The following is a 24,442-nucleotide window of genomic DNA, read 5'->3' on the forward strand; positions in this document are numbered from 1 at the left end:
TACCGATGGATACCCCAACCGTCACCAAAAAAACAGCTTTTGACCACCAAATATGGCCATTTTTCTTGCCGTTTTCGCGGGATTTCGCCGATAACGCCAGATATAGGGGTTACCAGTTATCCTTGAACCACTTGACCGCCCGCCTGAGCGAGCGCGCCGGGTAGCGATCCACCGGAATTTCGAAATCCCACCATTCGTCCTGCGGGTTGGCCGCAAAAAGGCACATGCCCACGGCGCTGGCAAAGCCCGCGCCGGTCGCCGCCTGCGGCAGGCCGTGCACCCGCAGCGGCCGTCCCAGCCGTACCTGCTGTCCCAGAATCTTGCTCGCCAGCCCGTCGAGCCCGGGGATCTGGCTGCCGCCGCCGGTGAGCACGATCTGTTGGCTGGGCAGATGATCAAAGCCCGCCGCGTCGAGCCGGGCACGCACCTCCTCGAGGATCTCCTCGACCCGGGGTCGCATGATGCCGATCAGTTCGGCGCGGCTGACCCGCCTGCGGTCATGCTCGTAATCGCCGGTATCGCCGCCGATTTCGATCATCTCGCGGTCGTCCATGCCGGTGGCCACGACGCCGCCATAAAAGGTCTTGATCCGCTCGGCGGTAGCCTGCGGCACCTGCAGTCCCATGGAAATGTCACTGGTGACGTGGTTGCCCCCCATCCGCACGCTGTCGGCGTAGATCATGTGTTTCTTGATGAAGATCGACACCCCGGCCGTGCCGCCGCCAAGGTCGATACAGGCCGCGCCAAGTTCCTGTTCGTCCTCGACAAGGGCCGCGACGCCCGACACATAGGCCGAGCTTGCCACACCTGCGAGTTCGAGGTCACAGCGCTTGACGCAATGCGCGAGGTTCTGGATCGCGGCTCCGTCCACGGTGAGCATATGCATGTCGGTCGAGAGTACCTGACCCATCTGTCCGCGCGGATCAATCAGCCCGGTGCGGTGATCGAGAGCGAAATTCACCGGCTGCGCGTGCAGCACCTCACGCCCGTCGCCGTAATCGGGGACATCACAGGCGCTCAGCACGCGGCTGATATCCTGCTCGCTGACAGTATGACCCTCAAGCTCGACCTGACCGGCAAGCCCGTAGCTGCGCGGCTCGGCACCGGAGAAACAGGCGATCACGTGATCGACCCGGATATTGGCCATCTTCTGCGCCGCCTGCACGGCGGTGCGGATGGCACGTTCGGTCTCGACCATGGCGTCGATCTCGCCAAAGCGCACCCCGCGCGAGCGGGTGGTTGCGGCGCCGATCACCCGGAACCCGGCCTGTCCGGCCATGCGCCCGATCTCCTCGGCCTCGCCAAGGCTGCCGGTGCCGTCGAACCGCAGCACCAGACAGGCGATCTTGGAGGTGCCCACATCCAGCACCGCCACCACACCCCGCTGCAAGGCCGCCTTGCGCATCGCGCGCATTGCCCTTTGGGATTCGTAAAGCTCGATCATCTTCAATCCGTCCCTGATGTCATGCTCGTTATCCGCCACCATTCCTCGGTGGCATAGTCGCTCAGCCGGACCGTTGGACGCGCGCCGATCCGCATGTCTATGGCAACGAGGTCGCGCTCGAGCATGTCATGTGCGGCGCTGAGCACGCTCACCCGCTCCAATGCGCGCACCGGATCCGCTTCCGGCAGCAGAATGCGCTTGCCGTCATGCAAGACCAGATCCCACCGCCGCTCGCCCATCCGCACCAGACCGCGAATGTCCTGCCCGAGCGGGCGCGCCGCCTGCAACAGCTCCAGCGCCTGCGCCACATGCGCAGGTGCCCCATCGCCGGTTATCACCGGCAGACCGGGGCGGGCGGCGCGGGTGGCGACGCTGGCGATGCTCTCGCCCTCGATGTCGACCACCTCGATCCCGTCGCGCGTCCGCCAGAGCGCGACCGGCTGACGCTCGGTGATCCCGACCGCCAAGACGCCGCCCTGCCGGATGCGCACCGTGGCCTGCGCCACGGCGGGCAACTCCTCGAGCATGGTGCGGATCGCGGGCAGGTCGAGGTCAAAGGAACTGGCGGGCAGGTCGTAGGGGAAGATCTCGTGGATATCCGCCTGCACGCTCTCGCTCGCCCCGTCGATCGCCATCAGGCGCACCATGAATTCAGGGCGCGTCTCGATCTGGCGGCGGATCTCGGCGGCCTGATCCACAATCGCCACGCGCCGCCCTTCATCCGACAGATAGATCGCCACCGCCCCGGCCAGCAGCAGCACCGGCAGGCCAAAGCGAATGAGCCTGCGATAAAGCGGCGTCAGCATCAGGCGCTGCACCCGGTAGCTGAGCCGCGAGGGGGCGGGATCGACGCGGGGAATTACCTGTCGCATGAAGCATCCTCCACCATCCAGCGGCACAGCTCGGGGAAGGAAATTCCCACCACCTGCGCCTGTTCCGGGCTGAGCGAGGTCGGCGTCATGCCCGGCTGCGTGTTGGTCTCCAGCAGGATCAGCCCGTTCAGGCCTCGCGCCTCGTCCCAGCGGAAATCCGTCCGGCTGAGCCCGCGACAGCCGAGCGCGTCATGCGCGCGCAGGGCATAGTCCATGCAGGCGTCGAAAATCTCTTGCGGGACCTCGGCGGGCACCACGTGGCGCGACCCGCCGGGTTTGTATTTTGCGTCGTAGTCATACCAGCCATCTGTCAGGATGTCCGTCACCGTCAGCGCGCGATCCCCCATCACCGTGGTGGTCAACTCGCGCCCCGGCGCATAGGCCTCGACCATCACCGTCTCGGGCATGTCATCCGACAGCTGCGGCGGGCCGTTGGCGGCCTCCTGCACCAGATAGACACCGACGGACGAGCCCTCGTTGTTGGGCTTGACCACATAGGGCGGCACCATCACGTGACGCGTCCGCACCTCGTCGCGCGGAGCGAGTACGCTATCCACCACCGGCAGCCCGGCGGCGCGATAGGCGGATTTGGTGCGCTCCTTGTCCATCGCTAGCGACGAGGCCAGAACGCCCGAATGGGTATAGGGCAGGCGCAACCATTCCAGCAGGCCCTGCACGCAGCCATCCTCGCCCCAGCGGCCATGCAGAGCATTGAAGACGACATCGGGGGAGATTTCGGACAGGCGTGCGGAAAGATCGCGGCCTGCATCGACCTCGACCACTTCAAACCATGCCTCCCTCAATGCGGCGGCGCATTCGCGACCTGTCGACAGCGACACCTCGCGTTCCGCCGAGGGGCCACCCATGATCACCGCAATTCTGGAGGCTGTTCTGCTCGAACCAACCACCGTGTGCCTCAATATATCGGGCCGTTTCAGACGGCCTCGGTTATCGTTTTCTTTAGTCTGCCTGTAGGCTTTCGCCCGGGGCCGGTTCACCGACCCTCATGATTTCCCACTGTAACGCTATTCCGCTGTTTTGGAAAACCCTTTTTCGCACCTCCTCGCCCAGACCTTCGAGATCAGCGGCGCTTGCCCCGCCGGTATTGATCAGGAAATTGGGGTGCTTCTCGCTCATCTGCGCGCCGCCGCGCCGCGCGCCGCGCAAGCCGGCCTCGTCGATCACCTTCCAGGCCTTGAGGTCATGGACGTCATCTGCGCGACCGGTCGAGGAAAACCCGGCGGGGTTGCGAAAGGTGCTGCCCGCGCTGCGGTCCTTGGTGGGTTGCGTGGCGTCGCGGCGGGCGAGTTGCTCTTCCATCCGGGCGAGTAGCGCCTCGGGCGCGCCGGACTGCCCCTCGAACGTGGCCTCGGTGATCACGCAGCCCGCGGGCAGGTCGCTATGGCGATAGGCGAAGTTCAGATCCTGCGGGGTGAGGGTCAGGTATGCGCCCTCGCGCGTCACCGCCCGTGCCTCGATCAGGTGATCGGCCACATACGCGCCGTAGCAGCCTGCGTTCATTCGTACCGCGCCGCCGATGCTGCCGGGGATGGTGCGCAGGAAGGTCAGGTCCACCCCCGCTTCCGCCGCACGCCGCGCCACATGCGCATCGAGCGCGGCCGCCCCTGCGGTGACGCGGGTACCATTGACGAGAATATGGTTGAACCCCCGCCCGAGGCGGACCACCACGCCGCGCAAGCCGCCATCTCGCACGATCAGATTGCTGCCCACGCCGATGGGAAAGACCGGGATGTCGGGCGCAAGGGCTGCAAGAAACGCCGCCAGATCTTCCGTATCGGCGGGCTGGAACAGCCACTCCGCCGGGCCGCCCACGCGCAGCCATGTCAGATCGGAAAGCGGGCGGTCGCGCGTCAACCGGCCCCGGGTCTGCGGTAACTCTGTCATGTGCCGGTTTTGCCCGGCACCGCGCGAAAGGTAAAGCCCAGACCGCGCGGACCCGGGTGCGCTGCGGCGCCCGGTCCCTTGTCATTCGCGTCACATCGCGGGCCCTGTTCGCGCGCGTGTGGGAACCTGCATTCATGTCTCCCAGCAGGGATGCAATCCTTCACAAGATACACCGCCTCGAGCGCGCACGGGGCCGGGGCGCACGACGTGGTGCCGCAAGGGCGACGGACCAGATCCGCCGCGTGGTGACAGATCGGCGTGCGATAGGAGGCGGGCGGGCGTGCTGGATGGAGGCCCGCCCATCCCTGCGGCGCGCCCGGATGCAGGTGATGGTGGGTTGGCATCCACCTTGCAATGCAAGACAGAAGACGGGAGGGGCCTAGCTGCGCTTCTTGACGAACTCCGTCAGGATCACGATGCGCTGGCCCTCGACGCGGCCTTCGATATGGGCCGGTTTGTCGGGCACCAGCGAGATGCCGCGCACCGCTGTGCCGCGCTTGGCGGTGAAACTGGCGCCCTTCACGGGCAGGTCCTTGATCAACACCACGGTATCGCCCTGCATCAGCGGCACGCCGTTGCTGTCCCGGTGGCCGCTGTCGCGGGCGATGTTCTCGGCCCAGGTGCGGGTCTCGTCATCGAGCCAGAGTTGCGCGGAGAGATCGCGCGCCCAGTCGTGCTCCGAAAGGCGGGCCAGCATGCGCGCGGCGAGGACCTGCGCGGCGGCATCCTCGGACCACATCGCGGCAGCAAGACAGCGCCAGTGATCGGGGTCGGGCGTTCCGGTGACCTGCCCGGCGCAGGTGGCGCAGAGCGCGGCACTCGCCCCGTCCGGGCCGCCGGTCACGGGGGTGTCGGTCAGCGGGGCATCGGCAGAGCAAAGCGCACAGGTCATGGGGGAGGGCTCCGGGATAGGGGGCGGTTGACCTGGCTATAGGCGCAATGCGGTGGCGGGGGAAGGGGTGTCGCATGGAGGAGTGTCGGGTTGATATCTTGCATTGGTGCAATGGGTGGGATGGAGTTCTACCCGACACCTGCATCGCCGAGATATCGTTCAGTCCTTCTTAACTTGTGCTCCGATATGGTCCTGACATGTCGATGTATCGCAGACCCAAGGTGCCTGGCGCACGTGTCTTCTTTTCCGTGGCCCTCGCGCAGCGTGGCGGAAGCCTTCTGGTCGATGAGGTCGTGCGATTGCGCGCGGCGGTGCAGATGACACAGGCTGAGCGACCCTTTGCCATAGACGCCTGGGTGGTTCTGCCGGACCATCTGCACGCGGTCTGGACATTGCCGCCGGGGGATGCGGATTTCTCGACCCGCTGGGGTGCCATCAAGTCACGCTTTACCCGAAGTTTGCGCGACGGGTGTAGGGTGGGGTTCAACCCCACCATGGCGCAACGGTCAGCGCACGGGGAGGGATGGAATCCCACCCTACGGTGATCGCCAAGCAAGCTGCGCAAGGGTGATGCGGGTATCTGGCAGCGCCGGTTCTGGGAACATCATCTGCGTGACGAGGTGGATTTCCAGAGGCATGTGCGCTATTGCTGGCTCAAACCGCTGAAGCACGGGCTGGTCGCGGCACCACAGGATTGGCTCTATTCCTCGGTGCATCGCGATGTGCGGTATCGGGGCGAGATGGATTTTCTGATGCCGTCAGACAGGCGCGCGGGCGTTTGACCTTGCGCGCCCCGTGGCTTAATCATCCATCTTCAACGCCGAGATGAACGCCTCTTGCGGGATCTCCACCCGGCCGAACTGGCGCATCTTCTTCTTGCCGGCCTTTTGTTTCTCCAGCAGCTTCTTTTTCCGGGTCGCATCGCCGCCATAGCATTTCGCCGTCACGTCCTTGCGAAGCGCCGAGAGGGTCTCGCGCGCGATGACCTTGCCGCCGATGGCCGCCTGAATGGGGATTTTGAACATGTGGCGGGGGATCAGGTCCTTGAGTTTCTCGCACATCGCCCGCCCGCGCTGTTCGGCGCGGTCGCGGTGGACCATCATCGACAGCGCGTCGACCGGCTCGTCATTGACGAGGATGGACATCTTCACGAGATTGTCCTCGCGGTAGCCTTCGAGCTGGTAGTCGAAGGAGGCATAGCCCTTGGTCACCGATTTCAGCCGGTCGTAGAAGTCGAACACCACCTCGTTCAAGGGCAGGTCGTAGACCACCATCGCGCGGGCCCCGGCATAGGTCATATCAAGCTGGATGCCGCGCCGGTCCTGGCAGAGTTTGAGCACGTCGCCGAGATATTCGTCGGGCACCAGGATCGTCGCCTTGATGCGCGGCTCCTCGATGTGATCGACATGGCTGGGGTCGGGCATGTCGGCGGGGTTGTGCAACTCGCGCTGCTCGCCATCCTTCATGAAGAGGTGATAGACCACCGAAGGCGCGGTGGTGATCAGCTCGATATCATACTCGCGCTCGACCCGGTCGCGGATCACCTCGAGGTGCAGGAGCCCCAGAAAGCCGCAGCGGAATCCGAAGCCCAATGCGGCGGAGCTTTCCATCTCGTAGCTGAAGGAGGCGTCGTTCAGCGCCAGTTTCTCGATCGCGTCGCGCAGATCCTCGAATTGCGCAGAATCGACCGGAAAGAGGCCGCAGAACACCACCGGCACCGAGGGCTTGAAGCCGGGAAGAGCCTTGTCGCAAGGGCGTTTTACATGGGTGATCGTGTCACCCACCCTTGTGTCGCGGACCTGCTTGATCGAGGCGGTGATGAAGCCGATCTCGCCCGGTCCAAGCTCCTCGACCACGGTCATGGCGGGGCGAAAGACGCCGATGCGTTCGACATTGTAGGTGGCGCCGGTCTGCATCATGCGGATGCGGTCGCCCTTTTTCATCACGCCGTCCATGATCCGCACCAGCACCACGACACCGAGATAGAGATCGTATTTGCTGTCCACCAGCATCGCCTTGAGGGGGGCGTCGCGGTCGCCTGCGGGCGGCGGCAGGTGGGCGATGATCGCCTCCAGCACCTCGCGGATGCCCTGGCCCGTCTTGGCCGAGACCGGGATCGCACCGCTCGCGTCGATGCCGATCACCTCTTCGATCTGTTCCGCCACCCGGTCGAGATCGGAGGCGGGCAGGTCGATCTTGTTGAGCACCGGCACAAGCTCGTGACCCGCGTCGATGGCCTGATAGACATTGGCCAGCGTCTGCGCCTCGACGCCTTGCGTGCTGTCGACCACCAGAAGCGAGCCCTCGACCGCGCGCATCGAGCGGCTGACCTCGTAGGAGAAATCCACATGGCCGGGCGTGTCGATCAGGTTGAGCACATATTGCTGGCCGTCCAGCGCGCTGTAGTCGATGCGCACCGTGTTGGCCTTGATGGTGATGCCGCGCTCGCGCTCGATATCCATGCTGTCGAGCAACTGCTCTTTCATGTCCCGTTCGGCGACCGTGTCCGTCATCTGGATCAGCCGGTCGGCAAGGGTGGATTTACCGTGGTCGATATGCGCCACGATGGAGAAATTGCGGATGTGCGAGAGCGGTGTCATGGCTCTCGCATATGTATGGGAATGGGGGGTTGGTCAAGGTGGATTGCGGCCCCGAAGCGCGTACCTGTGGATTGGCGGCACCAAGGCGCCCCGGCCCGGCCGCCCGATCAACAGGGTACGCTGCGATAGGTGCCGTCGCCGTTCGAATACGCGCATTGGTTGGTGCGGGTGTTGCGCGCGACGAGCGTGCCTGCGGCGGCACCCGCGAGGGTCGAGAGCACGGTCCAGCCGGCATCGGCGTCGAACGCCGCCGCCCCGAGCAGCCCCGCGCCCGCGCCGAGCGCGGCGCCGGTCATTTCGCGGTTGTCCGTGGTGTCGATGCATCCCGCGAGGGTCAGGCTGGTGATGCTGGCAAGGATCAGGCTGCGTGTCATGATGGTGTCCTTCCTGTCGTTGTTCACGTTGCGTTAACGCAGGATAGGGCGATTCATTCCCGGGCAAAAACGCGCCTCGGCAAGGGATTGCCGACAGGCGGGGTCAGACCATCGGTGGCGGCGGTCTGCGCCTTGCGCCAGAAAGTGCGTTGCCTGCGATGGCCGTCAGCAGCACCGCCCCGCCGATCAGCGTGTTGGGCGTCGCGGTCTCGCCCAGCACCAGCCAGACCCAGACCGGGCCCAGCACCACCTCGGCCAGCGATAGCAGCGTCAATTCGGCGGCGGGCACGGTTTTCGACCCGATGGTGTAGAGGATGAGCCCCGCGCCGACCTGAAACACCCCCATGCCAAGGGAAATTCCGGTATCATTGGGCGAGAGCGCGAAGCCGAGCCCGAGCGCGAGGCAGATCGCCCCCATGATGACAATCGCGAAGAGACCCGAGAGAAACACCGCCGGCATCATCTCGGTGGCCTTGCCCCACCGCAGCGTGATGGTGAAGCAGGCAAAGCCAAGCGCCGAGCCGATGGCGGCGAGATTGCCCTTGAGCGCCGCGCCCGAGGATTTGTCCCAGACCATGATCGCGATGCCGATGCTGGCCACGGCGATGGCCACCCATGTGGCGGGGCGCACGCTCTCGCGCAGGATCAGGCGACCGAGAATGGCGGCCATCAGCGGGGCCGAGGCAAAGAGCATCATCGCGTTGGCGACCGAGGTGGTCTGTACGGAATAGATGCCCCCCGTATAGGCCGCGACCAGCGACAGCCCGCCGATCACCCCCGGCCAGCCCATGCGCAGGGCAAGGGTGATCGGGTTCTTGCCGGTGCGCAGGCGGATCACGATGAAGAGCAGCAGGCTCATCGAGATCGAGCGGTAGAACAGGATTTGCCAGACTTGCGCGTCGTCGATCAGGCGGATGCCGAGGCCCACCGTGGACCATAGCACGCCCGCGAAGAATACCAGCACATAGCCGCGCAGGTCGCGCTCGGGCAGGGGGACGGCGAGTGTCACTTGAGGGCCTCATCCTCAGGGATTTGCGCGGGCAGCGCGCTGCCGGGGGCAAAGATCGCCTCGGCGGTGTAGGGCGTATCGTCGCTGCGGCGCGCCGCGCGCAATTCGCGCCAGCCGAGGTAAAGCCCCGCGCCGATGATCAGCGTCATGCCCGCCAGCGTGCTCAGCGCCGGGCGCTCATCCCAGAGCAGGTAGGCCATCACGGCGGCAAAGGGCAGGTAGGTATAGTCGAACGGGGCGATCAGCGAGGCATTGGCGATCTGATAGGCGCGCGACAGCAGCATGTAGCCGGCCATGCCGACAAGGCCCAGGAGCGCCAGTTGAGGCAGCGCGCCCGCGCTAGCCACCGACATGTCCCACCGCAGGTGGTGGGTTTCTGGGCCGAGGGGGAGCAGATGCGACACGGCCCAGCCCATCGGCAGGATCATCAGCCCGGCAAAGCTGAGCGTGTAGAGCCCGACCGTGAGCGTGCTTTCCCGCTCGCCGATGCGGCGGGCAATGATCTGCGACAGCGCGTAGGTGACGGCGCAGAAGAACGGCAGGATCGCGACCCATGAGAAATTCTCGCCCGCCGGGTTCATCGCGATCAGAACGCCAACAAAGCCGACCACCAGCGCCGCCGTCCGGTGCAGGCCGATGGTCTCACCCAGAAACAGCGCCGCGAAGAGCGCGGTGATCAGCGGGGCCGAGAAGAAGATGGTCGAGACCTCGGCCAGCCCCATGAACGGGAACGCGGCGTAGAACATCGAGAAGCCGGAGGCGAAAAGGAAAGCGCGCGCCATGTGTAGTGGCCAGAGCGGGGTCAGCAGCCGGTGCGGAGCACCCAGCCAGAGGATCAGCGGCGTCAGAACCAGCACCGTCACCACGGAACGGACAAAGATCAGCATCCAGACCGGGTAAATCGCAAGCAGCGATTTCATCATCGCATCCTGCCCGACAAAGAGCAGCATGCCGATCTCGACACAGAGAATGCCCTGAAGCGCGCGGGACGGCACCGGGGCGGGATGCGCGGACAACATCGCCATAAGCGGTCTTTCATTGGTCTGTCGGGGGTGGGCACGGAGGCCACTATGCTCGGGCTACAGGAGCCGATTGCGACTTTCATGTCCGATAGCGACAAAACCAGAAAAACCCCGCAGGCGGTGGCTTGCGGGGCTGGCATCACCCGGCGTGACCGGGTGGGAGATCCTCGGATCAAGTCCGAGGATGACGGTGGTGTGGGGTTGAAGGTGTCATCGCCCGGCGCGACCGGGCGATCTCTTAGGCAAGCGATCCTCGGATCAGATCCGAGGATGACGGGCAATGAGGCTCAGCCGCGGTTCATCCGGTTCTCGATCAACTCGTCCACGACGCCCGGATCGGCGAGGGTCGAGGTGTCGCCGAGCGAGCCGTAATCGTCCTCGGCGATCTTGCGCAGGATGCGGCGCATGATCTTGCCGGAGCGGGTTTTTGGCAGGCCGGGGGCCCATTGGATGAGGTCGGGCTTGGCGATCGGGCCGATCTCGGTGCGGACCCAGGTTTCCAGTTCCTTGCGCAACTCCTCGGTCGGCTCGACCCCGTTCATCAGGGTGACATAGGCGTAGATGCCCTGGCCCTTGATGTTGTGCGGATAGCCCACCACCGCCGCCTCGGCGACCTTGGCATGGGCGACAAGGGCCGATTCGACCTCTGCGGTGCCCATCCGGTGGCCCGACACGTTGATCACGTCATCGACGCGGCCGGTGATCCAGTAATAGCCGTCGGCGTCGCGCTTGCAGCCGTCGCCGGAGAAGTAATAGCCCTTGTATTGCTGGAAATACGTCGCCTCGAACCGTTCGTGATCGCCCCAGACCGTGCGCATCTGACCGGGCCAGCTATCTTTGAGGGCCAGCACGCCAGAGGCTTCGGTGTCGGTGATTTCCTTGCCCGATTCCGGTTCCAGCACCACCGGCTCGATCCCGAAGAAGGGCAGCGTGGCGCTGCCGGGTTTGGTCGGGATGGCACCGGGCAGGGGGGTCAGCAGGTGACCGCCGGTTTCGGTCTGCCACCAGGTGTCGACGATGGGGCAGCGGCCCTGACCGACATTGTCGTTATACCAGTTCCACGCCTCGGGGTTGATCGGCTCGCCCACCGTGCCCAGCACCTTGAGCGACGAGAGATCGCATTTGCTGACATATTCGGTGCCCTGGCCCATCAACGCGCGGATTGCGGTGGGGGCGGTGTAGAACTGGTTGACCTTGTGTTTCTCGCAGACCTGCCAGAAGCGGCTTGCGTCGGGGTAGGTCGGCACGCCCTCGAACATCAGGGTGGTCGCGCCATTGGCCAGCGGCCCGTAGACGATATAGCTGTGGCCGGTGACCCAGCCCACATCGGCGGTGCACCAGAACACGTCGCCGTCGTGGTAGTCGAAGACCAGTTCCTGCGTCATCGCGGCATAGACCAGATAGCCGCCGGAGGTGTGCACCACGCCCTTGGGCTGGCCGGTCGAGCCGGAGGTGTAGAGGATGAAAAGCGGGTCTTCGGCGTTCATTTCCTCGGGCGGGCAGTCGGTGGCGGCCGCGCTGGCCAGCGCGTTATAGTCGTGGTCGCGCCCCTCGATCCACGTGGTCTGGCCGCCGGTATGCTTGACGACAAGGCATTTCACCTTGTCCGAGCAATGCAGGAGGGCCGCGTCGGTGTTGGATTTGAGCGCCGTCTTGCGCCCGCCGCGCGGCGCCTCGTCGGCGGTGATCACCGCCTTGGCCTGACAGCCGTTGATCCGCGCCGAGAGCGCGTCCGGCGAGAAGCCCGCGAAAACGATGGAATGGATTGCGCCGATCCGGGCGCAGGCAAGCATGGCATAGGCAGCCTCGGGGATCATCGGCAGGTAGAGCACCACACGGTCGCCGCGTCCCACGCCCATGTCCTTGAGGACATTGGCCATGCGACAGGTGTTCTCGTACAGCTCGCGGTAGGTGATGTGCTGCGCCGCATCCTCCGGGTTGTCCGGCTCCCAGATGATGGCAGTGCGGTCGCCGCGCGCCTCAAGATGGCGGTCGATGCAGTTGGCGGCGACATTGAGCGTGCCGTCCTCGAACCATTTGATCGAGACATTGCCGAAGTCGAAGGTCACGTCCTTGACCCGGGTGTAGGGCTTGATCCAGTCGATCCGTTTGCCATGCTCACCCCAGAATGTCACCGGGTCTTTGACAGAGGCCGCATACATTTCCTTGTATTTTGCGGCGTCGATATGGGCCTTGGCGGCGAAATCCGCGCTTGGCGCGTAGGTTTGATCGGACATGATGGCTCCTCCTCGCTCATGCGGTTGGATCGAAAACGACAGCCTCCCCGCTGTCAACAGGGAGAAAGACGGCGCGGCGGTCGGATCTGCGTCAGATCGCTAGATATTCGGCGCGAAGCTCTTCGTTTTCAAGGACTTCAGCGGCGCTTCCGTCAAACACGATGCCGCCGGTATCGAGGATCACCGCGCGGTCGGCAAGCTCCAGTGCGCGCACGGCGTTCTGTTCGACGAGGATGGTGGTGATGCCCTGTTCCTTGATGATGCGCAGGGTTTTCTCGATCTCGTCGACGATCACCGGGGCGAGGCCCTCATAGGGCTCGTCCAGCAGCAGCACCTTGATGTCGCGCGCCAGGGCGCGGGCCACCGCGAGCATCTGCTGTTCGCCGCCCGAAAGCGTCGTGCCCTCCTGCCTGCGGCGTTCGGCGAGGCGGGGGAAGAGTTCGTAAAGGCGGTCGATGGACCAGCCGATGGGCGGCACAATCTGCGCCAGCTGCAGGTTTTCCTCGACGGTGAGGCCGGAGATGATGCAGCGATCCTCCGGCACAAGCCCGATACCCGCCATTGCTGCCTCGTGGCTTCTCATATTGTGCAGCGGCTGGTGGTCGAGCCAGATCTCGCCATGCGTGACCTGCGGGCTGTCCATCCGGGCGATCGAGCGCAGGGTCGATGTCTTGCCTGCACCGTTGCGGCCCAGAAGCGCGAGGATCTCGCCCTCGTGGACGTTGAAGGAGATGTTCTGGACGATGTAGCTCTCGCCGTAATAGCTCTCCATGTTCCACACCGAGAGGAAGGCGGGGGCGGTCTCGGCGTAGTTCTTGCCTTTGGAAAAGTCGGGTTTGACGTTCATTGTCCGCGCTCCTGTCAGGCCGCCGTCTCGCCAAGATACGCTTCGCGCACCTTGGGATGGCCCTTGATGTTTTCGGGGGTGTCCTCGACCAGCGGGCTGCCCTGCGCCAGCACCGTGATCCGTTCGGCGAGGGAGAACACGACATGCATGTCGTGTTCGATGATCGCAATGGTGATGTCGCGCTCGTCCTTGATCTGTTTCAGAAGGTCGATGGTGTTGTTGGTATCGGCGCGCGCCATGCCCGCTGTCGGCTCGTCGAGAAGCAGCAGTTTCGGGGTCTGCGCGAGGCACATGCCGATTTCCAGACGCCGCTTGTTGCCACGCGACATCGAGGCAGACTGCATGTGGCGCTGATCCTGGAGGTTGAGGTCTTCCAGCATCGCCTCGGCCTGATCAATGATTTCCTTCTCGTTCAGCGAGCTTTCGAGTGCATGCATCCGGAACACACCGTCGCGCTTGGCAAAGATCGGGATCATCATGTTTTCCAGAACCGTCAGATCTCCGAAGATTTCCGGCGTCTGGAACACCCGGGAGATGCCCATCTGGTTGATCTCGTAGGGCTTGCGCCCCAGCACCGACTGGCCTTGAAACATGACCGAGCCGGTGTCGGGGATCAGCTTGCCGATCAGCACGTTGAGCAGGGTGGACTTGCCCGCCCCGTTCGGCCCGATGATCGCATGCACCGAGTTTTCCGCGACGCTGAGGTTCACGTCCCCCAAGGCCTGCAACCCGCCGAAGCGCTTGTTGACGTTCTTGACTTCGAGAATGCCCATGTCCTGCGCTCCTTATTATTCTGCGGGGGTGGATTGAGTGGACTTCTTGGCGTCGTCCGCTTTCTTGCGGCGGAACAGCCTTGCGATCTTCTGACCGCCCTGAACCAGGCCACCGGGCAGGAAGATCACCACCAGCATGAACATCAGGCCGAGCGTGAGGTGCCAACCCTTGCCGACAAAGGGATGCACCAGAGTTACCAAAAGGTTCTCGATCCCGTCGGGCATGAAGCTGAACCAGCTATGCAGGACACCGTCGTTGATCTTCGAGAAGATGTTCTCGAAATACTTGATGAACCCCGCGCCCAGAACCGGGCCGATCAGCGTACCAGCGCCGCCGAGGATTGTCATCAGCACGACCTCGCCCGACGCCGTCCACTGCATGCGTTCGGCGCCTGCCAGCGGGTCCATCGAGGCCAGAAGCCCGCCCGCAAGCCCGGCATACATGCCCGAGATCACGAAGGCCGCGAGCGCATAGGGCCGCGCGTTCAGTCCGGTATAGGTCATCCGCGTGTTGTTCGACTTGATCGCCCGCAGCATCATGCCGAAGGGCGAGCGGAAGATGCGGATCGCGATGTAGAAGCTGAGCAGCATCAGGATCGCGCAGAGGTAGTAGCCTGCTGAAATGTCGAACGACCAGTTGCCGAAGTTGAGCGTCGTGAATTCGCGCATCTCTATGCCGAACAGGTTGGTGACCGGGATGGAGCCGTCCTCGGTGCGGCTGACGCCGAGGATGCGCGGATCGTCAAGCGTCAGTTGCAGGCCGGTCTCGCCATTGGTGATCGGGGTCAGGACCGAATAGGCGAGGTTAAAGCTCATCTGTGCGAAGGCCAGTGTCAGGATCGAGAAGTAGATGCCCGAGCGGCGCAGCGAGATGAAACCGATCAGCAGCGAAAAGAGCCCCGCCACGATTACGCTGAGCAGGATCGCGGGGATGACATTCATGCTGAGCAGCTTGAACATCCAAACCGCCGAATAGCTGCCCACACCGAGGAAGGCGGCGTGACCGAAGCTGAGATAGCCGGTCAGGCCGAAGAGGATGTTGAAGCCGATCGCGAAGATCCCGTAGATCGCGAAACGCTGCATCAGGTCCGGATAGCCCGCGTTGAACTGCGCCATGGCGCTGTCGGCGGGAAACGGGTTGAGGATGAACGGCGCGAAGAGTGCCAGGACGGCGACGATGAGAAGCAGCGAGAAGTCTTTCTTGTTCAGTCCGAGCATTGTCTTATTCCTCCATCACGCCTTTGCGGCCCATCAGGCCCCGCGGACGGGTCAGTAGAATTATGATGGCCACGAGGTAGATGATGATCTGGTCGATACCGGGCAGGATCGACTTGATTTCGTTCATCGAGGCAAAGCTCTCGAGCACGCCCAGAAGGAAGCCCGCCAGCACCGCACCCGGCAGCGAGCCCATGCCGCCGACGACGACGACCACAAAGCTCAGCACCAGGAAATCCATGCCCATGTGATAATTCGGAGAGTTGATCGGCGCGTACATCACCCCGGCGAGCCCGGCCACGGCGGCGGCGATGCCGAACATGATGGTGAAGCGCTTGTCGATGTTGATGCCCAAAAGCTGCACCGTCTCGCGGTCGGCCATGCCGGCACGGACCACCATGCCGAAAGTGGTGAATTGCAGAAAAGCGAAGACCGCACCGATGATCACGGCGGCGAAGGCAAAATAGACGAGGCGCCAGTAGGGATAGATGATCGCATTGGCATCAAAGCCAAGCATCACCCCGAAATCGAACGAGCCGCGGAACACCTCGGGCGCGCCGGTGGGGATCGGGTTGGCGCCGTAGAAATACTTGATGATCTCCTGAAGTACGATGGCGAGGCCAAAGGTCACAAGGATCTGATCGGCATGCGGACGCTTGTAGAAATGCTTGATCAGCCCGCGCTCCATGGCAAAGCCGATGGTGACCATGATCGGGATAGAGAACAGGATGGCAAGTGGCACCGCCCAGTCGATGATCGCGCCACCCATCTCGGGGCCAAGCCAGTCCTCGACATAGGTGGTTTTGATCTTCGCGGGGTTACCGAGAAAGTCGGTCCTGTTCGGGTCGATGGTCTCGTAACTGAGATTGAGGATGCGTGATAGCGTGACGGCGCAGAACGCGCCGATCATGAAGAGTGCGCCATGGGCGAAATTGACAACCCCGAGCGTGCCGAAGATCAGGGTCAGGCCAAGCGCGATGAGCGCATAGGCCGAGCCCTTGTCGAGCCCGTTGAGAATTTGAAGAATGATTGCGTCCATTGTTCCCACCCATGGGTTAGAGGCGATGGTGGTCTTTTGCGAGAGTGAACCGCCGAGGGAAACGGTCGCGCGCCGGGGCGCGCGACCGGTCAGTCACGTCAGATCACGCGCCGGGGTTGCATGCCCCGAGTTCGCCGCCGGCGAACATCGGGTGATCCGGCGGATAGGTGACCTGTGCGGCCGGGGTGACTTCGACCACTTCGAGCAGGTCGAACTCGCTGGACGGGTTTTCCTTACCCTGCACCACGAGAACGTCCTTGAAGCACTGGTGATCGTCGGCTCGGTAGAGGGTCTTGCCGTTGCCCATGCCATCGAATTCGAAGCCTTCGAGCGCTTCGCCCACGGCGCAGGGGTTGAAACTGCCCGCACGGGTGACCGCATCGGCATAGAGCAGGGTCTGCACGTAGCAGGTATGCGCCGCCTGGCTGGGCGGGAAGCCGTATTTCTCGCCGAAGGATTTGACGAACGCCTTGGAGGCGTCATCCTGCAATGACCAGTGCCAGTTGGTCGAGCCCAGGATACCCTTCACGTTCTCGCCCGCACCGCGCGCCATGAGACGCGAGTAGAGCGGCACGATGATCTCGAAATTCTTGCCGTTCACCTGCTTGTCGCGCAGGCCGAACTGCACGGCGTTGGTCAGCGAGTTGACCATGTTCCCGCCGTAGTGGTTCAGGACCAGCACATCGGCACCCGAGTTGAGAACCGGCGCGATGTATGACGAAAAGTCGGTCGCGGCAAGCGGGGTCTTGACCGTGTTGACGGTTTCCCAGCCGAGGGCCTCGGTGGAGGCGACGATCGACTCTTCCTGCGTCCAGCCCCAAGTGTAGTCGGCGGTCAGGTGATAGGCCTTGCGGTCATTGCCGTAGCGACTGGCCAGCACCGGTGCCAGAGCGGCACCCGACATGTAGGCGTTGAAGAAATGGCGGAAGCCGTTGGCCTTCTTGTCCTTGCCGGTGGTGTCGTTGGAATGCGTGAGACCGGCCATGAAGATCACGCCCGCCTCCTGGCAGAGTCCCTGCACGGCGACGGCCACGCCTGAGGACGAGCCGCCGGTGATCATGATCGCGCCGTCTTTTTCGATCATCGACTTGGCCGATGCGCGCGCGGCGTCGGATTTGGTCTGGGTGTCGCCGGTGACATACTCGACCTTCTTGCCCATGATGCCGTTGCCTTGCAGCGCCTTGGAGCTGAAGGTGTTCATCATGCCGCCGTCGCCGCCACCGTTGAGGTGCTCGACCGCAAGCTCGTAGGCGCGCAGTTCGTCCGCGCCCTCGTCGGCGTAGGGACCGGTCTGCGGCACGTTGAAGCCGAGCGTCACGGTTCCGCCGGTCGGCTCGTTGGTAAAGGCTGCGGCGCTGGATGCGGTGAAGATCGTCGGCAGCGCGACGCCGGCCCCGGCGATTGCGCTGGTCTTGATCAGGCCCCGACGTGTCAGGTTCGATTTGGACATGAATTCCTCCCATTATGTAAATCGCGGGAAGGGCCTCCTCTTGCGCCTCCCCAAAGCACAAGTGTGCTGCTCAAGTATGCGGGAGGCTCAGAAAATTACGCAACAACTGGTTTTGAAGGAACATTTTTTTTGTAAATTTATAGACAAGACTGGCCGTCTTGTTGTAAAAAAATTCTCGCGCAACTGCGGCAAGTCCATTTCATGGCAGGGAAAAATCAGATGCCGGAACGGCTTATGATCGGCACACGAATCCGCGAGCGGCGGGTGCTCAGTGGTATACGGCAATCGGAACTGGCGAAACAGGCGGGGATTTCGCCGTCCTACCTCAATCTGATCGAGCATAACCGCCGCAGAATCGGCGGCAAGACCCTGCTCAAGCTGGCGCAGGCGCTGGAGGTGGAGCCACAGGTTCTGTCCGAGGGGGCCGAGGCCACGCTGATTTCCGCCCTGCGCGAGGCCGCCGGAGAGCCGGGCACCGATGGCCCCGAACTGAGCCGGATCGAGGAGTTTGCCGGGCGATTTCCGGGCTGGGCGGGCTTGCTGACCGATCTTTACCGGCGCACGCAGGCGCTGGAGCGCACCATCGAGACGCTGACCGACCGGCTGGCGCATGATCCCTTTCTGGCGGATTCGCTGCATGAGGTGATTTCTTCGGTGACGGCCATTCGCTCGACCTCGTCGATCCTGGTGGAGACCGAGGCGCTGGAGCCCGAGTGGCAGGCGCGCTTTCACCGCAACATCAACGAGGACAGCGCGCGGCTGACCGAGGGCGCGCAGGCGCTGGTCAAGTATCTGGAGGGCGCGCCCAATCGCGACGCCGAGGTGCAATCGCCGCAGGACGAGATGCACGCGTATCTCGCCGCGCGCGGCTATCATTTCGAGGAGCTGGAGCGCGACATTTCAGGGCCGCGCGATGTCACGCGGCTGTTGGCAGGCGAGGCCGGACAGGCGATGTCGAACCCGGCGCAGAGCCTGACACGGGAGGTGCTGCTGCGCTATCTGGCGGATGCGAGGGCACTGCCGCTGCGCCCGTTCCTCGCGCGGATCGGCAACATCGGGTTGTATCCAGACCAACTGGCCGAGGCCACGGGCGTGGAGATGGCGCAGGTGTTTCGCAGGCTTGCCACGCTGCCCGAGGCCGAGGTGGGGCCGGTCGGGCTGGTGATCTGCGATGCGTCGGGCACGCTGGTGTTCCGCAAGCCGCTCGACGGGTTCGACATGCCGCGCCTGGCCGGGGCCTGCGCGCTCTGGCCGCTTTATCAGGTGATGGGGCAGCCGCAGGTGCCGCTGCGCGTCCGGGTGCGGCAGGTGGGGCGCGGCGGCGAGGTGGTGGGCGCGCTGGCGGTGGCCGGTCTGGCAGCCCCAACGGGTTTTGACCGGCCCGCGCTGATGCAGGCGCATATGCTGCTCTTGCCCGATCCGGGCGGGGCGGCGGCGGTCCGCGAACTGGGCGTGAGTTGCCGGATTTGCCCGATAAGGGACTGCGTGGCGCGGCGCGAGCCGTCGATCATCGCAGAGGGCTTTTGACTTGGGACGCGAGATTGGGAATAGTTGCGCAGGGCGTCTGACCGCGCGCGCATCGGAGGGGAGGCCGGTTGCATGGGGAAAAAGGTTCTGCTGATCGAGGATGAGCCGAATATAATCGAGGCGGTGAGCTTTATCCTGTCGCGGGATGGCTGGGAGGTGAAGACCCATTCCAACGGGCATGACGCGATGGAGGCGGTGCGTCTGCGCACGCCCGACCTGATCATTCTCGACGTCATGCTGCCGGGCAAGAGTGGTTTTGATATCCTGGCCGAAATCCGGAGCGATGCAGAGTTTGGCGCGACGCCCGTTCTGATGCTGACGGCACGCGGTCAGATGAAGGATCGCGAGATGGCCGAGAAGGCGGGGGCCAGCCAATACATGACCAAGCCGTTTTCCAATGCCGATGTGCTGGCAGCGGTGCGCGATCTGGTGAGGGCATGACTCCCGAGCGCGGCCCGGTCTTTCTGGCGCGGCGCACCTACCGCCGTCGCCGCCTTGCCGATGGCGCGCGGCTTCTGCCGGTGCTCGGCGGCGTTCTGTTTTGCGTACCGCTGTTATGGCAGGGGGGCGCGCGCGCGCCGGGCACCGCCGAGACGATGCTTTATGTGTTCGGGCTCTGGGCTGTTCTCGTCGCGATCTCGGGCGTGATCTCGCGACATCTGCGCGCCAGTGACGCCGAAGAGGGTGCCGCGGACGGCGAGGACGGCTGATGGCGATCCTCAACGCCCTCGTTCTGGTCTGCGTGCTTTATGTGGTGCTGCTTTTCGCGGTCGCCTTTGGCGCGGACCGGGCGGCGTTGCAGGGGCGCGGCAGCTGGCTGCGCTCGCCCATTGTCTACACGCTGTCGCTGTCGATCTACTGCACCGCCTGGACATTCTACGGCGCGGTCGGATTTGCCGCGCGGTCGGGCCTTGAATTCGTGACCATCTACCTCGGCCCGACTCTGGTGATGATCGGCTGGTGGTGGACGCTGCGCCGCCTCGTGCGGGTCGGGCGCAGTCAGCGCATCACCTCGATCGCCGATCTGATTTCGTCGCGCTATGGCAAGTCGAACCTGCTGGCGGTGCTGGTGACGGTGCTCGCGGTGATCGGAACCACGCCCTATATCGCGCTGCAACTGCAATCGGTGACGCTGTCCTTTGCCGCCTTCGCCGAGACCGACCTTGCGGCCACCACGCTGCCCGACATGCAGTCCACCGCGCTCTGGGTGGCGATGGGACTGGCGCTGTTCACCATCCTCTTCGGCACCCGCAACCTCGATGCCAACGAGCGTCATCACGGCGTGGTCATGGCCATCGCGATGGAGGCGGTGGTCAAGCTCTGTGCGCTGCTGGCAGTGGGCATTTTCGTGGTCTGGGGGCTGGCAGGGGGGATTGCGGGCACGTTGGATCGGATCGAGGCGTCGTCGATCGCACGTTTCGAGGTGTCGGGCGCGCGCTGGATCGGTCTGACCATGCTGTCCGGCGCGGCGTTCCTGTGCCTGCCGCGGATGTTTCAGGTCATGGTGGTCGAGAACGAGGACGAGGACCATCTGCGCACCGCCGCCTGGGCTTTTCCGGCCTATCTGATGCTGATGAGCCTCTTCGTGGTGCCGATTGCCGCCGTCGGTCTCGACATGATGCCTGAGGGGGCCAATCCGGATCTCTTCGTGCTGACCCTGCCGCTGATGGACGGGCGCGACGGGCTGGCGATCCTGTCCTTTCTGGGCGGGTTCTCAAGTGCCACCTCGATGGTGATCGTGGCGGCCATCGCGCTATCGACCATGGTGTCGAACCATGTGGTGATGCCGATATGGCTGCATTTCTCGGGCGGTGCTGCGATGGTGTCGGGCGATGTGCGCAACGTGGCAATCCTGGCGCGTCGGCTGAGTATCGCGGGGGTGGTGTTCCTCGGCTATCTCTATTTCCGCCTGTCGGGGGGTGGCACAGCGCTGGCGGCGATCGGCCTCATCGCCTTTGTCGGGGTGTCGCAGTTCCTGCCGGCGCTGATGGGCGGCCTCTTCTGGCGCGGAGCCACGCGCACCGGCGCGCTTCTGGGGTTGAGCGTCGGGGCCACGCTCTGGCTGTATTGCCTTTTTCTGCCCAGCTTTGGCCCGTCGCTCATTCTGCCGCAGGGGGTGTTCGACCACGGTCTCTGGGGGGTTTCGTGGCTACGTCCCTATGCGCTTTTCGGAGCCGCGGGCATGGATCCTGTACTGCATGCGCTGATGTGGTCGATATTGCTCAACACGGCTGCGTTCCTGCTCGGCTCGCTGCTCAGCTTTCCACAACCGCTTGAGCGGCTGCAGGGGGCGCAGTTCGTCAATGTATTCGACCATTCCGGCACGCCCGGCGGCTGGACCGGGGGCATGGCGCAGAGTGAGGATCTGCTGATCATGTCACAGCGGATCATGGGCGCGCGCGAGGCGCAGGCGCTTTTTGCCGCCGCAGCACAGCGGCAGGGCGTGGCGGGTTATCTGCCCGAACCCAGCCCCGACTTCCTGCAGGAACTGGAGCGAGAACTGTCGGGCTCGGTGGGGGCGGCGACGGCGCATGCGATGATCAGCCAGATTGTCGGCGGGGCCGCCGTCTCGGTCGAGGACCTGATGGCGGTGGCCGACGAGACCGCGCAGATCATGGAATATTCCAGCCAACTCGAGGCCAAGAGCCAGGAACTGGCGCGCACCGCGCGGCAATTGCGGCAGGCCAACGAGAAACTGACCCAGCTTTCGGTGCAGAAAGACGGGTTTCTCAGCCAGATCAGCCACGAGTTGCGCACCCCGATGACCTCGATCCGGGCGTTCTCGGAGATCCTGCGCGATACCGGAGATCTGACGGCGGATGAACAGAGCAAATACGCCTCGATCATCCATGATGAGGCGGTGCGGCTGACACGGCTGCTCGACGATCTGCTGGATCTGAGCGTGCTGGAGAACGGGCAGGTTGTGCTCAACACGCAGACCGGCCTGCTGTCGGATCTGCTCGACCGCGCCGAACGGGCGGCGGGCGTCAATGACAGCGGCCTCATGGTCGCGCGCGACCGCGCGGCGGAGGCTGTGGAGCTGACCTCCGATCTCGACCGGCTGGCGCAGGTCTTCATCAATCTCATCGCCAACGCGCGCAAATATTGTGACGGCGCACTGCCGGTGCTGAGCATCCGGGCGAGCGTGGTCGACGGGCAGGTGGTTGTCGATTTCACCGATAACGGCTCGGGCATTCCACCCGAGAAACAGGCGGTGATCTTCGAGAAGTTCTCGCGCATCGGCGAGACCAAGGCCGGGGGCGCGGGGCTTGGTCTCGCAATCTGTCGCGAGATCATGGCGCGGTTGGGCGGGTCGGTCAGCTATCTGCCGGGCCAGAAGGGTGCTGCGTTCCGGGTCAGCCTGCCGCAGACGCGGCGCATGGCGGCGCAGTGAGCAGGCGGACGTAAGACGTAAAGGGAATCGTAACCACGCCGGTCCTAGGATGGCGCGACGGAGGGACAGCGCGCGCCATGACAGCCCAACACACAGCTTCGGTCATCCACCGCAAGGCCCGCGCCGCGCGCGACGGCTCTGACGCGCGGGCGATGTCGCCCGCCAAGGCGCTGCGCCTGTCGCTGGCGCGAGCCGCTGATACGCTGTTCGATCTAGCGCTGACCGTCGCCACCGTCGAACAGCGTCGGCTCAATCTGGCGCAGACGGTCGACACCATGCAGGACGAGGGCCTGATCGTGCTGCTCGATGGCGCGGGCGGCGCGCGCGGGGCGCTGGCGCTCGATGCGCAGATGATGGCGGCGCTGATCGAGGTGCAGACCACCGGCACACTGCGGCCCGGCGTGGCCCCGGCGCGGCGCGCGACGCGCACCGATGCGGCGATGGTGGCCCCGCTGGTCGACGCCCTGCTTGACGGGGTCGACGCGGAGATGATCGCCGGGGTCGAGGGCTATGTGCCGCGCGGCTTTCGCTTTGGCGACCGGATGGAGAATCTGCGCGCGCTGGGCCTTGCGCTCGACGCGCCGGAGTTCGATCTCTACCGGGTGACCGCCGATCTGGGGCAGGCGGCGCGGACCGGTCGGTTGGACCTGGTCATGCCCGCGCGGCGCCCCGTGACGGCGCATGCGCCTGCCGAAAAGGGGCAGGCTCCGCGCGCCGCGCGCGCCAGGATGAGCGACGTGGCTTTGGGCGCGCCGGTGGTGCTCGACGCGGTGATGGCGCGGATCAGCCTGCCGTTGCGTGACGCCTGCGCGCTGACCGTCGGGCAGGTGCTGCCGCTCACCCCGGAAAGTCTGGGCGCGATCCACTTGACCGGAGCGGGCGGGCACCTGGTGGCCGAGGCACGGTTGGGGCAACTCCATGGCTGGCGCGCGCTGCGTCTGGTGTCATCTGCCGCCGCGCCCTTGCCCGAAATGCCCGTCGCGTCGGCGCCCCCTGAACAAAGCGTTGCCAAGCCGCCCCCCGCGACCGTCCCCGGCACCGCTCTCGCGAGACAGGCTCGGCAGGACGCCTGAGCCTGCGTTCCGGTCAGGATTGATGTGGGTCAATGTGCGTCTCCTGCAGATCCGCTATCATGCCCCAAATTGCGGAGGATCAATCATGCTGGATATATCGACATATCGCGAGGCGCTGATGCAGCGGCTCAAGGTGCTCGACGGGCGGTTGCACGCCATCGAGACCGAGCTTGACGCCCCGAAATCGCGTGACTGGGAAGAGCTTGCCGTTGAGCGTGAGGGCGACGAGGTGCTGGAACGGCTGGGCCGGAGCGGCGAAGACGAGATCGTGCGAATCCGCGCGGCGCTTGGCCGCCTGCGCGATGGCACCTACGGGATCTGCGCCTCTTGCGGTGAGCAGATTTCGGCCGATCGGCTCGACGTACTGCCTGAAACGCCACTATGCCGGGCATGTGCCGCACAGATGTCGTGACTCAGTTCACAATTTTGTCGCGCAACGGATCTATGTCTGGGCCACCGAGAGAAGACACGCTATGGTTGTCTTTCATTTGGGAGGAATGTCATGATCAACGTCACCGCCGAACTTGACCAGATCCAGACCCTCGTCGGTCAGGACGGGCCAGAGACCCGCTACCGGCACGAGCCCCGGCTGCGCCGGGCGATCGCGCATCTGCGCGCCGAGGGGCAGGCCGTCCCGCCGCGCGTCAAGCAATTGCACCAGACCCTGCTGAGCGAGGCGATCGAGGCCGAATTCGACAATATGCCGGTCTGAACGCCCGCTGCACCCTGCCCGCGCTTGCGTATGGGGCGATTCTTCGTAGTAATTGCT

General features: G+C 64.4%; 24 protein-coding genes and 1 pseudogene. 9 read left to right on the forward strand and 16 right to left on the reverse strand.

Going from position 1 to position 24,442, the window contains the following annotated elements; translation table 11 throughout:
* Positions 1-109: 109 nt before the first annotated feature.
* The 5 genes from ftsA to ACSSV4_RS09670 all read right to left on the reverse strand — a co-directional run bounded on the left by ftsA (position 110) and on the right by ACSSV4_RS09670 (position 5,113).
* The gene (gene ftsA / locus ACSSV4_RS09650) at positions 110-1,444 is read right to left on the reverse strand and encodes a cell division protein FtsA (RefSeq protein ID WP_454274932.1); all 1,335 of its coding nucleotides are present in this window, start codon (positions 1,442-1,444) and stop codon (positions 110-112) included.
* Between the two features lie 2 nt (positions 1,445-1,446).
* A complete protein-coding gene (locus tag ACSSV4_RS09655) occupies positions 1,447-2,316 on the reverse strand; it encodes a cell division protein FtsQ/DivIB (RefSeq protein ID WP_454274933.1) in 870 nt (289 codons plus the stop codon).
* The gene (locus ACSSV4_RS09660) at positions 2,304-3,182 is read right to left on the reverse strand and encodes a D-alanine--D-alanine ligase (RefSeq protein ID WP_454274934.1); all 879 of its coding nucleotides are present in this window, start codon (positions 3,180-3,182) and stop codon (positions 2,304-2,306) included. Before ACSSV4_RS09660 ends, ACSSV4_RS09655 begins: the two co-directional genes overlap by 13 nt.
* Positions 3,183-3,276: 94 nt before the next feature.
* Positions 3,277-4,221: a UDP-N-acetylmuramate dehydrogenase gene (murB, locus tag ACSSV4_RS09665; RefSeq protein ID WP_454274935.1), complete on the reverse strand. Its 945-nt coding sequence runs from the start codon at positions 4,219-4,221 to the stop codon at positions 3,277-3,279.
* 379 nt (positions 4,222-4,600) lie between these two features.
* Entirely contained in the window at positions 4,601-5,113 is a 513-nt protein-coding gene (locus ACSSV4_RS09670; protein ID WP_454274936.1) for an alkylphosphonate utilization protein, read from the reverse strand.
* 197 nt (positions 5,114-5,310) lie between these two features.
* On the opposite strand from ACSSV4_RS09670, the gene ACSSV4_RS09675 reads away from it, so the two are divergent.
* Positions 5,311-5,658, forward strand: coding sequence for an REP-associated tyrosine transposase (locus tag ACSSV4_RS09675; protein WP_454274937.1), 348 nt, complete (start codon positions 5,311-5,313; stop codon positions 5,656-5,658).
* 75 nt (positions 5,659-5,733) lie between these two features.
* A complete protein-coding gene (locus ACSSV4_RS09680; protein ID WP_454274938.1) occupies positions 5,734-5,895 on the forward strand; it encodes a hypothetical protein in 162 nt (53 codons plus the stop codon).
* Between the two features lie 18 nt (positions 5,896-5,913).
* Here ACSSV4_RS09680 and lepA read toward each other — a convergent pair whose 3' ends face one another.
* The 11 genes and pseudogenes from lepA to ACSSV4_RS09735 form a co-directional block, all read right to left on the reverse strand.
* On the reverse strand, positions 5,914-7,713 hold the full coding sequence (gene lepA, locus ACSSV4_RS09685; RefSeq protein ID WP_454274939.1) for a translation elongation factor 4: 1,800 nt from the start codon (positions 7,711-7,713) through the stop codon (positions 5,914-5,916).
* A gap of 107 nt (positions 7,714-7,820) precedes the next feature.
* Entirely contained in the window at positions 7,821-8,087 is a 267-nt protein-coding gene (locus ACSSV4_RS09690; protein ID WP_454274940.1) for a glucose-6-phosphate isomerase, read from the reverse strand.
* A 103-nt stretch (positions 8,088-8,190) separates the two neighbouring features.
* Complete coding sequence (locus ACSSV4_RS09695; RefSeq protein WP_454274941.1) at positions 8,191-9,096, reverse strand: DMT family transporter; 906 nt, start codon at positions 9,094-9,096, stop codon at positions 8,191-8,193.
* The gene (locus ACSSV4_RS09700; protein ID WP_454274942.1) at positions 9,093-10,121 is read right to left on the reverse strand and encodes a DMT family transporter; all 1,029 of its coding nucleotides are present in this window, start codon (positions 10,119-10,121) and stop codon (positions 9,093-9,095) included. Before ACSSV4_RS09700 ends, ACSSV4_RS09695 begins: the two co-directional genes overlap by 4 nt.
* Positions 10,122-10,405: 284 nt before the next feature.
* Positions 10,406-12,355, reverse strand: coding sequence for an acetate--CoA ligase (gene acs / locus ACSSV4_RS09705; protein ID WP_454274943.1), 1,950 nt, complete (start codon positions 12,353-12,355; stop codon positions 10,406-10,408).
* A gap of 91 nt (positions 12,356-12,446) precedes the next feature.
* A complete protein-coding gene (locus ACSSV4_RS09710) occupies positions 12,447-13,202 on the reverse strand; it encodes an ABC transporter ATP-binding protein (protein ID WP_454274944.1) in 756 nt (251 codons plus the stop codon).
* A 14-nt stretch (positions 13,203-13,216) separates the two neighbouring features.
* On the reverse strand, positions 13,217-13,441 hold the full coding sequence (locus ACSSV4_RS09715) for an ABC transporter ATP-binding protein C-terminal domain-containing protein (RefSeq protein ID WP_454275113.1): 225 nt from the start codon (positions 13,439-13,441) through the stop codon (positions 13,217-13,219).
* A 15-nt stretch (positions 13,442-13,456) separates the two neighbouring features.
* Positions 13,457-13,975: pseudogene (locus ACSSV4_RS09720) on the reverse strand (ABC transporter ATP-binding protein); the annotation flags it as partial.
* A 15-nt stretch (positions 13,976-13,990) separates the two neighbouring features.
* Positions 13,991-15,193 carry a branched-chain amino acid ABC transporter permease gene (locus ACSSV4_RS09725; RefSeq protein ID WP_454274945.1) on the reverse strand — a complete coding sequence of 401 codons (1,203 nt, stop codon included), beginning with the start codon at positions 15,191-15,193 and terminating at the stop codon, positions 13,991-13,993.
* A 4-nt stretch (positions 15,194-15,197) separates the two neighbouring features.
* Positions 15,198-16,229 (reverse strand): branched-chain amino acid ABC transporter permease, encoded by a 1,032-nt coding sequence (locus tag ACSSV4_RS09730; protein ID WP_454274946.1) that lies wholly within the window; start codon positions 16,227-16,229, stop codon positions 15,198-15,200.
* A 103-nt stretch (positions 16,230-16,332) separates the two neighbouring features.
* Positions 16,333-17,679, reverse strand: coding sequence for a substrate-binding protein (locus ACSSV4_RS09735; RefSeq protein WP_454274947.1), 1,347 nt, complete (start codon positions 17,677-17,679; stop codon positions 16,333-16,335).
* Positions 17,680-17,898: 219 nt separating this feature from the next.
* On the opposite strand from ACSSV4_RS09735, the gene ACSSV4_RS09740 reads away from it, so the two are divergent.
* From ACSSV4_RS09740 to ACSSV4_RS09770, 7 genes are all read left to right on the forward strand, one after another.
* The gene (locus tag ACSSV4_RS09740) at positions 17,899-19,206 is read left to right on the forward strand and encodes a helix-turn-helix domain-containing protein (RefSeq protein ID WP_454274948.1); all 1,308 of its coding nucleotides are present in this window, start codon (positions 17,899-17,901) and stop codon (positions 19,204-19,206) included.
* A gap of 72 nt (positions 19,207-19,278) precedes the next feature.
* On the forward strand, positions 19,279-19,647 hold the full coding sequence (locus ACSSV4_RS09745; RefSeq protein ID WP_454274949.1) for a response regulator transcription factor: 369 nt from the start codon (positions 19,279-19,281) through the stop codon (positions 19,645-19,647).
* Entirely contained in the window at positions 19,644-19,916 is a 273-nt protein-coding gene (locus tag ACSSV4_RS09750; RefSeq protein WP_454274950.1) for a hypothetical protein, read from the forward strand. The genes ACSSV4_RS09745 and ACSSV4_RS09750 overlap by 4 nt, the downstream gene beginning before the upstream one ends.
* Complete coding sequence (locus ACSSV4_RS09755) at positions 19,916-22,600, forward strand: ATP-binding protein (RefSeq protein WP_454274951.1); 2,685 nt, start codon at positions 19,916-19,918, stop codon at positions 22,598-22,600. Before ACSSV4_RS09750 ends, ACSSV4_RS09755 begins: the two co-directional genes overlap by 1 nt.
* A gap of 77 nt (positions 22,601-22,677) precedes the next feature.
* Complete coding sequence (locus tag ACSSV4_RS09760; protein WP_454274952.1) at positions 22,678-23,673, forward strand: FliM/FliN family flagellar motor switch protein; 996 nt, start codon at positions 22,678-22,680, stop codon at positions 23,671-23,673.
* Positions 23,674-23,758: 85 nt separating this feature from the next.
* A complete protein-coding gene (locus tag ACSSV4_RS09765) occupies positions 23,759-24,085 on the forward strand; it encodes a TraR/DksA family transcriptional regulator (protein WP_454274953.1) in 327 nt (108 codons plus the stop codon).
* Positions 24,086-24,175: 90 nt separating this feature from the next.
* Entirely contained in the window at positions 24,176-24,385 is a 210-nt protein-coding gene (locus ACSSV4_RS09770; RefSeq protein WP_454274954.1) for a hypothetical protein, read from the forward strand.
* The last annotated feature ends 57 nt before the right edge of the window (positions 24,386-24,442 follow it).

It is taken from the genome of Roseovarius sp. MBR-154, from assembly GCF_053628595.1.